Source organism: Bacillus salipaludis (assembly GCF_004358205.1).
On sequence record NZ_SMYO01000004.1, the window covers coordinates 151885 to 167894 of the forward strand.

A 16010-nucleotide genomic window follows, 5' to 3' on the forward strand; every position below is an offset into this window, starting at 1 on the left:
AAAATTAAAATGATAGAATGATAGCTATAAGTAATAGATAAAGGGGGATAAATAGTGAGATATTTATGGTCATTTGGCTTTTTACTTTTAAGTCTGTCTTTTATGACATCATCTGTCTCTGCTGATGTAGTAAATATCAATTCCAAGGCTCTATCATTTGATATGAATGTAAAACCAAAAGAGTTTAATGACCAAGAACTAATCGTAAAATTTAATCCGCACCTTTCTAAAACAGAAAGAAACACAATTCTAAAAGGTATAAATGTAACAGAAGATGCCCATTTGGAGGAGAGCGACTTTTCTTTTGTCAAAGTTCCTAAAGGTACAGATTTAACTAAAATGGCCCAAATATTATTAGGAAAAAAACAGATTATTTGGGCAGAGCCAAACTACAAGGTGAAAAGTACATATATTCCGCAAGAACCAAACTTTCAAAAACAATGGTACTTAAATAAAATTCAAATGCCTAAAGCATGGGACATTACAAAAGGATCGCCCCATATAACCGTCGCTGTGATTGATGATGGGGTGCAGCAGGACCATCCTGAACTGAAAGGGAAAATCGTCAGTCCGTATAATGCCGTATCGGGAGGGTCCCGTTATACTCCCCATGAACATGCAACACATGTTGCCGGAATTATTGCAGCGAGCTTCAATAATTCAGGGATTGCGGGGATCGCTCCTAATGTAAAAATTATGCCGATTAATGTGTTTAATGGGGATGAAGCAAGTGATTACGCTGTTGCCCTAGGGATTAAATACGCGGTAGACCACCATGCAGACGTTATCAATATGAGCTTGGGAAGTCCGAATTACAGTGCTCTCTTAGACTATTATACAAACTATGCAAAATCTAAAGGTGTTATCCTTGTAGCCGCTGCTGGAAATGATGGTACTTTTACAAAGACGTATCCTGCAGCATTTAAGGCTGTTGATGGGGTGGGTGCTACTGATAGCTCTGATCATAGAGCGTATTATTCAAATAAAGGAAGTTTTATTGACTTCACTGCTCCAGGGAGTAACATTTATTCATCTATTAATGGTAGTTCCTACGCAAACTTATCTGGTACATCGATGGCGGCTCCAATTGTATCAGGAGTTGCTGCACTTGTTCTTTCTAAAAATCCGTTTTTAAGTCCTAATCAGGTTGAAAGCGTCTTGAAACGATCAACGATTGATTTAGGAAGAAAAGGCCGAGATGACTACTATGGGTATGGCAGGATTGATGCATACAAAGCTGTTAGGAATACGCCTTCATCAACTGCGACAATTAATACTCCTAAAACTTATACGATGACGGGAAAAAACAAAGCTGCTTTTTCTTTGAAGTTGCCTGGTCAAGTTAAGCTTACAATCTCGATTAAAGATTCAAGTGGAAAAACAATCAATTCTATATTAAAAAATAAAATCTCTTCTGGAAAAGTTTCAGCATTTTGGAATGGGAAATCGCTTAATGGAAAATTTGTTCCCACCGGTACTTATAAAGTGGTGATGAATGCATCGAATAGTCGAGCTTCCATCTCTAAGACTGGAATGATGAAGGTCATTAACCATACCTATGCTGCCATTTTGGTTTCAGGAGAATATCCGTTTTCTCCTAAAGTAAGTAAAACGATTAAAATCCCTTACCAGTTAACGCAAAAAGCAAAGGTTTCTGCTATCGTAACGGACCCAGCTGGTAAGACTATTAAGAAAATATTTGTAAATAAATCATTGACTGCTGGAAAATATTCGATTGTCTGGGATGGAAAAAATACAAAAGGACAAAAGGTTAAGGATTCTACCTATAGGCTGGTTCTGTCCTTGATTGATATCCATAATAAAAAAGGAAAAACGAAAACAGTTCCAATCAAGGTGGACACGGTTCGTCCTTCTGGAAAAATCACATTAGCTTCGAGTCCGTTTAAAATGGATACGAAAAACAAAAGTACGATAAATCTACAAATGTCGGAAATCGCAAAAACTAGTGTCTTTGTCACGAATGAAAAAGGGACAATCATAAAGGAACTATTGAATAAGCGGTTAAAAGCTGCGGCTATTAGTTGGAATGGACAAGATGCTAAAAAACAATTTGTAATGGAAGGGAAGTACCGCTATCTTATTATGGCAAAGGATTTGGCGGGCAATTCTATAACTATCCAAAGCAAATGGTTTAATTTACAGGATTGGCGAGTTCCAATCATACAGTCGGAAAAGGAAGTTTATTCAACATTGCAAGGCAAGTTGCCCATCGCTTATACGTTAAGCAAAGGGGGAAAAGTAACGATTGAGGTTACTCAAGGGGAAACATTGATCAAATCTATCAAAAATAATTTGGTTGAAAACTCTGGGGACCAATCGTTCCAATGGGATGGAACTGATATCAGCAATCAGCTTGTGAGTATTGGAGATTATCAATATAAAATCACAATTTTGGACAACTACGGTTTATCCAAATTCTTTACAGGGAACATTCATATCGAATAAAAAAACGAGGGTCTCTAGAAAAGGAGCCCTCGTCTTTTGTATCTATTTTAATTCCAATTGTGCTTTTAATTCATTTTGAATTCTTTGTTTTTCAGCATCCGGAACAATGTAATAGTAAATATGATTAATCATAGAACCGTTTCCTTTAATGCTCATTTGTTGAACATTATTGGCAGCAGCCCGGTAATTCTTTTGAATATCCTTTATTTGATCAAAGGTCAGATTGGTTCGTACATTATTTCCAAGCGCGGAAAAAATGCTTTGGTATTTTGTAAGCGAGGAGAGGCTTGCACCTTCTCTTAGAACACCTTGTATGATTTCACGCTGACGTAACTGGCGGCCAAAATCTCCTCGTGGGTCTTCATGTCGCATTCTAGTAAAAGCAAGTGCTTTTTTACCATCTAATGTTACTTGCCCCTTAGAGAAACGATACCCATCCTGAGTAAAGTCTATATCATTATTAACTGTTATACCACCTACAGCATCAACAATATCTTTGAACCCTTCCATGTTTACCTTCACATAATAATCAATTGGAATATCTAAGAAGTTTTCAACTGTATTCATCGACATTTCTTCATTACCAAATGCATATGCATGGTTGATTTTATCCACTGTACCATGACCGACAATTTCAGTCCGAGTATCACGCGGGATACTTAGCATTTCTACTGATTTGTTATTTGGATTAACTGCTAATACAATTATAGTATCAGAACGACCTTTATCGCCTTTTCGTTGGTCGACCCCTAACATAAGCACGCTAAAGGGTTGTTTATTTGTTAGTGAGACTTGTTCAGCACGTTTATCTGATTTCGTTCGATCTATTGGCTGATGCATCGTTTCAACCGCATTCGTTAATGATTTATATACAGAAAATGCATAAGCACCAATTCCAAATAAAAGCAAGACTAAGACAATTCCAGTAACGCGGAGCCATCTTCTTTTCTTCTTCTTTTCAGTAGCTCGCATCATTAAACCTCCAATATTTTATATTAAAGCACAAATAATAGAATAGCAGATTTTGGCGAATTTTCATACAAATATTTGAAAAAGATGTAGAAAGACCTGTTTGGATATGTTGGAATCTTTTTTTTAATAATACCGGTCATAACCTCAACTTATCGCTTGTGCTACTTTTATTTTCTCAAATTAATCTTCAGTAAAACTTTTGTAAAAATAGAAATAAACCCTATTAATCTACCAAAAATCCTAGTAGAATAATCTTGCAATACAAAATTTTATGTCGAAGGGCGGAAGATGTGTGAAGAGAAAGATAAAAAGAAACATGAAGAGACGGCTGTTAAACAGTTCTCTAGCAACTGCACTTGCTCTTACAATGGTTCCATTGAATATTTTTCCACACTCAGCTAAAGCAGCAGGAATTTCTGAGAGTACAGTAAAACTACGTTTCCTAGAAACTACAGATTTGCATGACAATGTAATGGATTATGATTACTACAAAGATGCGCCTACAATTGAGTATGGACTGGACCGTACAGCACAGTTAATCAAAGCAGCAAGAGCAGAAAAAATAAATCCTGACGATCAAACTAGTCCTACATATGCACAAAACTCCATGTTATTTGACGCAGGAGACTTGCTTCAGGGAAATCCAATGGCTGATTATGTGGCTAAGGTTAAGAAATTAACAGCGGACGAAGTCCACCCTGTTTTCAAAGCTATGTCTCTACTAAATTACGATGCTGGTATTCCTGGAAACCATGAATTTAATTATGGTTTAGATTTCTTAAATACTGCATTGAAACATGTCCCTTACAATTTTGTAAACGCTAACATTTACGAAGACGATCATGATAGTGATCCGACAAACGATCAAAACTACTTTACTCCTTATAAAATTATTAACAAAGTGGTTAAGGACCAGAACGGGGAAGAACAAACCATCAAAGTGGGTGTCATTGGTTTTGCTCCTCCGCAGATTATGCAATGGGATAAAGATAATCTCGAAGGCAATGTCATTGCAAAGGATATCGTAAAGACTGCTCAGGAATTTATCCCAAAAATGAAGGCGGATGGCGCTGATATTATTGTTGCGATTGCCCACTCCGGTTGTGATGTTTCACAAGCTGATCAAGAAAAAGCTGAAAATGCTGTATATGGTTTAGCCAAGGTAGCAGGAATTGATGCTCTTCTTTTCGGGCATGCGCATGTAAACTTCCCTGGCGACGCTCAATTTAACAATAACGACACAATTGATAATGTAAATGGACATATTAATAATGTTCCGGCAATGGAAGCTGGATTCTGGGGTAATAACCTAGGGGTTATGGACCTTGATTTACAAAAAGTAGACGGGAAATGGACAGTAACAAACTCTAAGGCTGCATTAAGACCGCTTACGAAAACCCTTGCAGACAAAACAAAAGTAGCCACCGTTGATGGGCCTGATCAAGAAATCGTTGAAGCTGTAAAAGATGTTCACGAAGGAACTCTTGAGTATGTGCGTGGGAAAATCGGCACTACCTCTGCTCCGATGTACAGCTTTTTTGCTCAAGTGCAAGATGATCCGACTATCCAAATCGTTAACAATGCGCAAACAGATTATGTTAAAAAGTGGATTGCTTCTAAAAACCCGGAATTAGCAGATATTCCTGTCTTATCTGCTGGTGCACCGTTTAAAGCCGGAGGCAGAAGCGGCCCTTCCTACTATACGAATATTCCAGTAGGCGAACTCTCAATTAAAAGTGCCAATGACTTATATCTCTATCCCAATACTTTGAAAGCAGTAGAAGTAACTGGTGAAACAGTACGAGAATGGCTTGAAATGTCTGCAGGGCAGTTTAATACTGTCGATCCTAATAAAACGGAACCGCAAAATATCGTAAATGATATCTTCCCATCCTATAATTTTGATGTCATTGATGGTGTTAAGTATCAAATTGATATTACGCAAAAACCTAGATACGACAAAGATGGTAATCTTATTAACTCTGATTCTCACCGGATTAAAAAATTAACGATGCCAGACGGTTCTCCAGTGAAGGATGATCAAAAATTTATTGTTGCAACAAATAACTACCGTGCTGGTGGCGGGGGGAACTTCCCGGGTCTTAAGGGTGGAATTGGAAAAGTAGTGGTCGATTCACCAGATGAAAGCCGCCAGGTATTAATTAACTATATTGCAAACCAAGGAACAGTGAATCCTTCGGCCGATAACAATTGGAAGTTCGCTCCTGTTGGCGGTGTTGCCAAGCTCGTCTTTAATTCATCACCAGATGCTAAGCCATTTGCTGCTGCGTCACAAAATATTAAAGACATTGGAGCTAATCCCGATGGTTCTGGCTTTGAACAGTTCGCTCTGGATCAAAACGTTCATGTTCAATTATTAGGTATCAACGACTTCCATGGCCAGCTTGATACTTGGAGAACAATCAAAGATTCAACTGGAAAAGTGGTAGATTACTCAGGCGGTATAGAATATCTAGCAGCTTATTTGAAACAAAGAGAAGCTACTAATCCTGCTAATACCCTAATGCTTCAAGCCGGTGACCTTGTTGGGGCAAGCCCTCCAGTGTCTGCTCTATTACAAGACGAGCCTACCATTCGTTTTATGAATGAACTTGGCTTTGATGTAGGTACAATCGGTAACCATGAATTTGATGAGGGCGTTGCTGAAATGAAGCGTTTAATCTATGGCGGCAGCAATCCTAAAACAGAGAAATATGAAGAAAAGTATGGCAAGTTTACTGGTTCAACGATGGACTATGTAGTTGCAAACGTGGTGGATGAAAAGACAAATGAACCTATTTTACCTCCATATGTATTAAAGGAAGTGGATGGCGTTAAGATTGGATTTATTGGCGTTGTCACGACTGAAACACCAACGATCGTAACTCCTAGTGGTGTATCAGGTGTCAAATTTACGGATGAAGTAGAAGCTATTAATAAATATGCAAAAGAATTAACAATTCAAGGAGTTAAAACCATTGTAGTTCTTGCCCATGATCCTGGTACATCTAATACAGATGGCTCAAATGCAACTGGGAAAGTTGTCGATATGGCAAAAGATATTGACCCTTCCGTGGATGTGATTTATGGTGCACACGACCATAAATATTTAAACACTACAGTAAGTGGAAAGCTTTTAGTCCAATCCTGGTCTTATGGAACGGCTTTTTCGGATATTGATTTAACCATTGATCCGATCACACAAGATATTGTGTTTGAAAAGGCAGAAGTAGTTGACACACTTCACAGCAAGATTACTCCTGATGCGCACATCAAAGCGGAGCTTGATGGCTATCAAGAAGATATCAAACCAATTACAGGTCAAGTGGTTGGTGAAACAGCAGATGTTATAAGTAACACTGCAAATGAAAGTGGAGAGTCTGCACTAGGTAACCTTATTGCAGACGGAATGAAAGCAACGACTGGTACTGATTTTGGATTCATGAATTCTGGTGGAATTCGTAACCCGCTTCCAAAAGGAACGATTACGTGGGGGGATTTATTTAAAGTTCAGCCATTCGGTAATGATTTAGTCACTATGACCATTACTGGAGACCAAGTAAGAACTTTATTAAATCAACAATTCCAAGCACCGCCAAGCTATAATAAAATTATGGCAATCTCAGGACTACGTTACACTTGGTCTGACAAATTACCGTATGGACAAAAAGTCCTTGATATCTATCTGCCAAATGGATCAAAAATTAATCCTGCAGGAGAATACACAATCACTGTGAATAACTTCATGGCAGACGGCGGAGACGGATTTACTATCCTAAAGTCTGGTAAAAACCGTGTAACCAATAAGGTTGATTTAGATGCGTTTGTTGACTATTTTAAATCATTGCCACAGCCAGTTAGTGCAAAAATTGAAGGAAGAATTATGCTAGATACTGTAGCTCCAAATGCTCCAGATGTGAATGAAGTGAATGATCAATCAACAAAAGTAACAGGTACGACTGAAGCTGGTGCAAAAGTTGAGGTTAAAGCAAATGGAACGGTAATTGGTTCTGCTGTTGCAACAGATAATGGATGCTATACAGTAAACATTCCGGTCCAAAAGGCTGGATCTGAGTTGCTCGTAACTGCAACTGATAAGGCATTAAATGTAAGTGCAGGAACATCAGTTATCGTTAAAGATGTAACTCCTCCTAATAAACCGGTTGTAGATGATGTAGAGAATGCTGATAAAAAGATAACCGGAACAGCCGAAGCAGGATCTATTATCACTGTTTCCAGTAATAAAGGAGTTCTTGGCAGTGCAACGACTGGGCAAGATGGGAAATATTCAGTAGCATTAAAATCTGCTCAAACAAAAGGAAATGTCCTTAAAGTAGTTGCAACAGATGGCGCGGGTAACAGAAGTGAGGCTACTACTGTAATTGTTAGTGAAAAAGCACATCCTGTTTCTCATCGTTAATATGGTAGAGAAAATAAAAATAACAAAAAGAAACGATAGAGAATACTTTTAAAGTTGATCACTATAATATGAAGAAAGGTCCCTAAAGAATATTTCTTCAGGGACCTTTTTTATAAGTATTTTAAAAAAACAACCTTTGCACTAGCCAGATGAAACCTAAACCCACAATCACTATTGAGCTATAACGAACAATTTTCTCCGAAATCTTCTGCTTGAACAAATAAGTTAAAAGCGGTAGCAGCAAGAGAACAATAGTTAATTGAACGGCTTCAATCCCCAGATTAAAATTCACTAAGGCAACAGCAAGGTCCTTTTTAGGAATCGCCATTTCCCGTAAAAGAGTTGCAAAGCCGAGTCCATGAATTAAGCCAAATAAAAAAGTAATCGTCCAGCGGTAACGGATTTCTTTTCTAAAAATATTCTCAGCTGCTACATAACAAATACTAAAAGCAATCACCGCTTCAACAAACCTTAAAGGAAGGGTAACCACCCCTAACACCGAAAGTGTTAGCGTAATACTATGTGCAAGTGTGAATGAGGTCACAATGGCTGCGTATTGTTTAAAGGTTTGCTTCCTTAATAATAAGGCAAGCAGAAATAATAAATGATCGTAACCGGTTAAAATATGCATCATCCCTAGCTTGAAAAAAGAAAACCAGGTTGAGGTTGTGGGCAGGGCATGCGCCGTTGGTGTTGTTTTTTTCTGGATTTGATCTTGTACCGCTTGTCCACTATCGGATTGCTGCTCCTTCTGAACCTCGGTTAACAGCATTGTCCAAGTCCGGTTATCCCCTTGTAATGCCGCTTCACTTGTTTCTCCCTGATAATTTGCAGAAATTAAATTTACATAATTGGTTGCCGGGTCGTTTGCGTAGAATCCGTCATTAAAACTAATGGTTTCCCCGGGAGAAACACCCGGATACTTTAGATAAATAGATAGGAATATTTTGTTTGATTTTTTGATAATTTTCATCTTTTCTAGTTCTGGAGTCTGTTCCTTGTTGTCTTTATCCAGGGCTATTCCCTCGGTAAGCAGCTCTTCAATATGGTGCTTTTCTTGGTCAATTTCCGATTGTTGAAGAACCCAGTCTTTGTTTTTATCAATTCCTTCGATTAATTCCATAATCGATAGGGTATCAATGGAAAAAATCACATCTGTTTTATTTTGATCCATTGTTATTTGCGTATAACTAGCACTATAGGCATGTGCTTGTACGGTCATAGGGTGGTAAACACTAGATATAAACACTCCGTATAAAAAAATGGCAAGGGTAAATCTATATATGGTAGACGTCTGACCTTGTCGTTTTTTTATAAAAAAAACAGGCACATAAAAACCCCCTAAATTATTATATTAAAATAATTTCCTGAAAGTACCAAAAAATCATAAAAAATCAAATTACCTTAATATAATCACATTTTACCTGCGTTTGTATACAATTAATAAAAAATTTACAAAATATTTATATAATAATTTTGATTAGTATATATCTAAAAATCCAAAAATTTTGTAGAATTAAAGAGTATTAGAATTATATTAAGGGGAGGTTAGAAAGTGGATTTTAGAAATAAATATTTTAAGCGCTGGACAAGCTCATTTCTGGCTGTTTTACTCCTAATCAGCACGTTTTTGCCAAGCGGTTTGATTAGCAGGGCACATGCTGATATGGCGGATCATGTGGTTATTTCCCAATATTTTGGTGGGGGAGGTAACGCTGGGGCTCCATACAACAAGGACTTTATTGAATTATACAATCCTACCGATAAGGATGTAGATCTTACAAATTGGTCTGCCCAATATGCTTCTGCAGGCGGGACGTCATGGGCAGTCATTGCGCTATCAGGAACAATTAGATCGCATGGCTATTATTTGATTGCTGAAGCAGGTGGTTCAAATGGTGTTGATATTCCTACTCCAGATGTATCTGGCGGGATAGCAATGGGTGCTTCCGGTGCTAAAATCGCATTATTTAAAGATAAAACTACTGCAGCAACAGGAGCAAAACCAGCAGATACGGTTGATTTTGTGGGAGTGAATTCTACAAATGGTTTTGAAGGTTCTGCTGGAACAAAAGCTACTTCAAATACATCAAGTGCCCAACGCCGCCCATATGCAAACGTAGACCCTGCAACGGGAAAAGGTAATGCATGGGATACAGACGATAATGCAGCAGACTTTTATGTAGGGCCAGTTGCAGCTCCAAGAAACACTGCAAGCCCAACCGAAGATCCAATGATCCCACAAATCAGCTTGCAGCCTAAAGGAAATAATATTCAATTTTTAAAAGACGGCACATCCATTACAGTAAAAGGTAATGCAGATGCAGTTGAACCAAATTCTACTGTTAATGTTTATGAAAACGCAACCAAAGGAACGGCTCTTGGGACAGCTACCGCAGGGGAAGATGGAAACTTTAATATTAGCTTTACAACTGATAAAGCCCTTGCATCCGTTTTTGTGGCTTCAACACAGACGGATCTTGCTGAGAGTGCGGCAATTGAAGTCAAAGTTGCAACACAAAGTGCATCAGTGGATCAAACTAAGCTTAGCTTCACAGTCTCCAATGGAACTGGTACATTAATCGGAAACGCAGGCAGTGCCTCTGCCAATGCAAACATTAATGTTTATTCAGATAACACTGCATCTTCAAGCGTAAAATTAAACAGCCAAGAGATTAAAGCTGGCTCATCAGGAGATTTTACAGCAACCATTAGTAACGCTCCGAACACTGTTTATGTAACACAGATTACCAATTCTGCAAAAGGAATAATGCTGGAAAGCGTTCCTGTTTCCGTAACCAAAGCAGATACATCCGTGGTTACATCCATTAAAGATGTGAGATCCTATGATTCCAATGGGCAGCCTCTAAATCTAAATAAGACCTTTACAATTGAAGGTGTCGCAACTGTAGATAACCAAATTCTTGGTACACAGAAGCAAAACTTCTACTTACAAGATGCTACTGGCGGAATCAATATATTTAGCACAAGCTATGAAACTCTTTTTAAAGTTACTAAGGGAGATAAATTAAGGGTTACTGGTAAGGTTATTGTTTACAACGGACTTCTAGAATTTGATACTACTTCCATTGAAAAAATCAGTGAAGGTGAGCCAATTCCAGAACCAAAGGTTATGTCAATTGTTGATTCAACTACCTTTGCGACAGCAGAGCCGCTTGAAGGTAGCCTGGTAACGGTAACAGGAAAGGTATCTGCAACTGCAAGTACTCCTCCTAACTACAATGTAACCTTTGTAGATGAAAACAACAAAGCAACTACATTAAGGGTTATGGGTACAACAGGTATTGTTCCTGATACAGATTTAGTAACAGGTAAAAGCTACACGGTTACTGGTGTATTAGGTCAATATACTACCAATAAAACACAATTAACTTCCGGATATCAAATTTATCCACGAAATGTAAAAGATATTGCTCCAATCTTAGGGATTACGCATACAGCTTTGACAGAAGTATATGAAGATACCAATGTATTATTTGAAGCAAATGCTGATGGTGCAGAATCTGTAACTGTCTACTACAGAGAAACGGGCAAAACAGGTTATACAGCTTTGCCAATGACAAAAGGCAGTGAAAGCCGCTATACAGCAACATTAGATAAAGCAAATATCACTCAAAATGGCTTTGAGTATTATATTGAAGCAAAAGAAGGGGAACAGGTAAAAACAGCTGGTACAAGTGATAAGCCTTATACTGTTAAAGTAATTAAGGACACAGTCGGACCAGAATTCAGCGGTGAAACTCCACAAAATGGAGATAAGATTGAAACTCCTCAACCTGAAATTTCTGTTTTAATTAATGACCCTAGCGGAGTGGATGAAACTTCCGTCAAATTTACTTTTGATGGTAAGGAAATAACGGCTCCAGATGCAGCGATTAGTAAAACACAGGTTAAATATACTCCTGGTGAAGATCTTGCCCTTGGAACCCATACAGTGAAAGTCGAAGCAAAGGATGCAAAAGGAAATACAAGCTTAAAAGAATGGACGTTTGAAATCGTTCCGCGATTCACAGGCGGCCATCACTACCGTGGTACAACACATAACCATACGAACATTTCACATGATGGTGCTGGAACTCCAGAAGATGCGTTAAAAGCTGGTAAATACCACCATTATGATTGGTTTGCGTTCTCTGACCACTCCCATGATATTGATCCTGATCTGCTTGGCAAAGATACTGTTGACCACAAAGGTATGCAGGAACGTACAGGTGGAACACAGTGGCAAATGACGAAAGACCTTGCAAAGGAATATACAAAAAATGGTGAATATGTTGTCTTTCCCGCGTTTGAAATGACTTCTACTACATGGGGACATTCAAATATTTTTGGAACGGACAATTTTATCGACCGAAATATTAATGGAAAGCAATACCAAGATTTAAATCAGTACTATGCATGGGTTATGACCTATGATGATATCGTTGGTCAATTTAATCACCCTGACATGTCTGCAAATGCATTCAATAACTTTAAGCCGTACAATAAAGATGTAGACAGACTATTTACAATGCTTGAAGTAGGAAATGGTTCTGGTCACTATGGTTATGCGAATGCTGAAGCTAAGTTCTTCTCTGCACTAGATTTAGGTTGGCATGTTGCCCCTACTTACGGTGAGGATAACCATGAAGGAACTTGGGGTCAAACAAACCAACGTACGGTTATCGTTGCGGATGATCTTTCCCAGGATTCATTAATGCGTTCAATGCGCAATATGCGTGTGTATATGGAAGAAGATCCAAACTTCACTTTAGATGTTTTAGCAAATGGCTACTATATGGGTTCAACCGTTGACAGCAAAACGTTAAAGTTTGATATCAAAGGAAGCGACCCTGTGGCAGAAGCTCATAACAGCACAGATTACAGCTACCTCCCAACCTCTTATAAATCAGACGATAGAATTGCAAAGGTTGAACTGATTACAAGTGGCGGCAAGGTAGTGGATTCTATTGCACCAATGACAAAAGATTTTACATGGAATCCAACTTATACCGTTTCAAGCGGCCAGCAATGGTTTGTGGTAAAAGTTACACAAGCGGATGGAGAAAGAATTTATTCTGCTCCAATCTGGTCAAAAGAACAACCGGTTGATGTAAAAGTAAATGGTATTGATATCGACGGCGGTGTTGTGATCGGCGGAAACCCTTCAAAATTAACTGCGACGGTTGCCAATAATGGTACACAGCCAATCAATGACCTTAAGGTGGATTTTTACTATGATTCAGTAGATCAGGGTCATTTCATTGGAACAAATGATATTGCATCCATTTTAAGCAAAGGTTCTTCGAATTCATCAACAACATGGACGAATCCTTTAACAGGAGATCATGAGATTATTGCAGTAGTAACATCAAAAGAAGGACTGGATATTGGGGATGTTCAGTATCATTTAGCAGTAAAAATTAAGCAGCCGCTAGGCATTAAAGTGTTAATCGATGCGAAACATGGCAACGAAAACACATCAGGTGACAGCGGTTCGTATAAAGACAATTTAAAAGCATTCACATTACAGCTTCAAAAAGAAGGCTATACAGTTACTGAAAATACAGCAGCAATTACCGATGATGTATTAAGCAATGTAAAAGTTTTAGTAATGACTGCCCCAAGAACAGCGCTTACAGCAGCTGAACAGGCTGCAGTTGCGAAATTTGTGAAAAATGGCGGTTCATTATTGATGGCTGGTAAGAGTAACAATAGCTCTGACCCCTCTATTAATAATGGTTTACTAAGCGACATTGGTACAGCAATCCGCATGGGTAACGACGGAGTATTTGATGATAGTAAGACAGGAAACTTCTGGTCTGATCCTGCTGTAAGCCCATGGGCTGTAAGGGTTCACCCAGGTCTTGTTTCTAATTATATTACGGACCGAGTATCGTTTGTTGATTACTACAGCGGTACAAGCTTGTCAGGCCCAGATAATCAGCCGTTAACTCAAACCGGCAATGTTACAATTCTTGCAAAAGGTAATGAAACCACTTATCAAGGTAATATTAAGGGTGGCAATACGTATGATGCTGTTTCTGACAGCACAGGCGGATCGCAGATTCCATTAATCGCTTCTGATGAAATCGGCGATAACAAGGGTCGTGTGGTTGTCACTGGTATGAACTTCTTTAACGATAAGCAAATGGATGAGTCATATGAGCCAAAAGGAAATAATGAGTTAGCACTCAACGCTGTGAACTGGCTTGCACATCGCGATATTAAGGTTACGAAGATTGCCGATGTAAGAAAATTAGATGACGATCAAGAAGCAGTAATTGAAGGAACGGTAACAACCGGCGCCGGCGTATTCTTCGATGCGTTCTATGTTCAAGATGAAACTGGCGGAATCATGGCATTTAAAGAAACGCCAGACGAGACATTAAAAGCAGGGGACAAAGTTCGTATTTACGGTCACCTTAAAACCTATGAAAATAACAAAGAGTTCGAGTTTAATAGCTATGCAATGGATGTTATTAAAATTGGCAAAGGTACACCGATTGAACCAAAAGTAGTTTCAACAGGTGATGCAACTTCAGCTGAAAACCAAGGACTTCTTGTGAAGGTAACAGGTAAAGTTGTAAAACAATACGATGAGAATTCATATGTAATCAACGATGGCTCTGGTGATGTATTAGTATTTACGGATGGATATATTGTGAACCAAAGCGGTCCGGTTCCGGTTCTTCATAAAGGAGATACATTGGAAGCAGTCGGACTTTCAGGTAAGTTTGCGGAAGGTGACCGGATTCGTGTTCGTGATACGAAAGAATTAATTGGTACACTAGCAAAAGCTCCTGAGGTAACGGGTGTAGAAAACAATCATTCTTACAATCATGATGTAACCATTTCTTTCGATAAAGGAACGGCTACATTAAATGGCAAGGATTTTGTTAATGGTGCAAAAGTTTCTGAAGATGGATCCTACACACTTGTAGTAACGGATGAATATGGAAATGCAACCACCGTTATTTTTACCATTGATCAAACAGCTCCAAAAGTAACAGGAGTTAAGGACAAGGGGCTTTATAATCAAGATGTGATGATTACGTTTAATGAAGGAACCGCGACATTAAATGGGATAGCATTTGAAGGCGGCACCGTTGTTAGTGAAGAAGGAAAATACACATTAGTTGTAACGGACGAAGTAGGAAACAAAACAACTGTTGATTTCACGATTGATAAAACAGCCCCTAAGGTTAGTGGAGTTGAGGATGGATACTATAATCGTGATTTAACCATTAGCTTTGATGATGGAACCGCAACATTAAATGGTAAGGATTTTACAAGCGGCACAACGGTTTCGGCTGAGGGAGATTACACCTTGGTGGTAACGGATGATGCCAAGAATGATACAGTTGTGAACTTCACGATTGATCAAACAGCTCCAACTGTAACAGGTGTTGCAGATAATAGTTACTACAATAAGAACGTGACAATTACCTTTAATAAGGGTACAGCAACATTAAATGGGGAAGCCTTTGATAGTGGAACAAAGGTTAGTGAAGAAGGAACTTACACATTGGTAGTAAGGGACAAAGCAGGGAATGAAACAACCGTTCACTTTACGATTGATAAAACAGCTCCTGTAGTCACTGGTGTAAAAGACCAGGGTCTGTACAATCATGATGTGGCTATTGAATTTAATGAGCAAGGTGGTTTATTAAATGGGAAGTCCGTTCCTTCAGGAGTTGTTGTTTCCGAGGATGGAACCTATACATTAACTGTAACTGACCAGGCGGGGAACGTCACAACGGTTAACTTTATCGTTGACCAAACGGCGCCTGTGCTGAAGGTTGCAGTAGATAAGCCAATTCTATCTGTACCAAATAATAAATTAGAAAATATTAAGGTGAATTTGGAGTATTCGGATGCGTTATCTGGAATTGATTCTGTTGTACTGGAATCGATTATAGTTAACGAAAAGAATGCAACCGAGGACGACATTCAGGACGCGAACTATGGAACTTCAGATACAGAATTTAAATTGCGCTCTGAAAGAAACGGTACTGGTGAGGGTAGAGTTTATACGATCACCTATCTGGCAAAGGACAAAGCAGGTAATAGTACTAGAACAACTGCAACTGTTACTGTACCGAAAGGGAACCAAGGAAAGTAGATTTAATAAAGGTGAATACAAAAGAAT

5 protein-coding genes are annotated in these 16010 nt (G+C 38.6%); 3 read left to right on the plus strand and 2 right to left on the minus strand.

Annotated features, from left to right (window positions below):
• Window positions 1-54 precede the first annotated feature (54 nt).
• Window positions 55-2466, plus strand: a complete 2412-nt coding sequence (locus tag E2K98_RS08935; protein ID WP_133333909.1) for a S8 family serine peptidase — start codon at window positions 55-57, stop codon at window positions 2464-2466.
• Between the two features lie 42 nt (window positions 2467-2508).
• Here E2K98_RS08935 and tagU read toward each other — a convergent pair whose 3' ends face one another.
• Window positions 2509-3438, minus strand: coding sequence for a polyisoprenyl-teichoic acid--peptidoglycan teichoic acid transferase TagU (tagU, locus tag E2K98_RS08940; protein WP_133333910.1), 930 nt, complete (start codon window positions 3436-3438; stop codon window positions 2509-2511).
• Window positions 3439-3730: 292 nt separating this feature from the next.
• Between tagU and E2K98_RS08945 the strand changes: the two genes are divergently transcribed.
• A complete protein-coding gene (locus E2K98_RS08945; protein ID WP_133333911.1) occupies window positions 3731-7858 on the plus strand; it encodes a bifunctional 2',3'-cyclic-nucleotide 2'-phosphodiesterase/3'-nucleotidase in 4128 nt (1375 codons plus the stop codon).
• Window positions 7859-7979: 121 nt separating this feature from the next.
• Here E2K98_RS08945 and E2K98_RS08950 read toward each other — a convergent pair whose 3' ends face one another.
• Entirely contained in the window at window positions 7980-9188 is a 1209-nt protein-coding gene (locus E2K98_RS08950; RefSeq protein WP_235824767.1) for a HupE/UreJ family protein, read from the minus strand.
• Between the two features lie 225 nt (window positions 9189-9413).
• Between E2K98_RS08950 and E2K98_RS08955 the strand changes: the two genes are divergently transcribed.
• Entirely contained in the window at window positions 9414-15983 is a 6570-nt protein-coding gene (locus E2K98_RS08955; protein ID WP_235824768.1) for a lamin tail domain-containing protein, read from the plus strand.
• Window positions 15984-16010 lie beyond the last annotated feature (27 nt).

What these genes read in the sequence shown, in the direction of transcription:
- tagU (WP_133333910.1), bottom strand. Translation starts at nt 3,438, where the DNA reads ATGCGAGCTACTGAAAAGAAGAAGAAAAGAAGATGGCTCCGCGTTACT.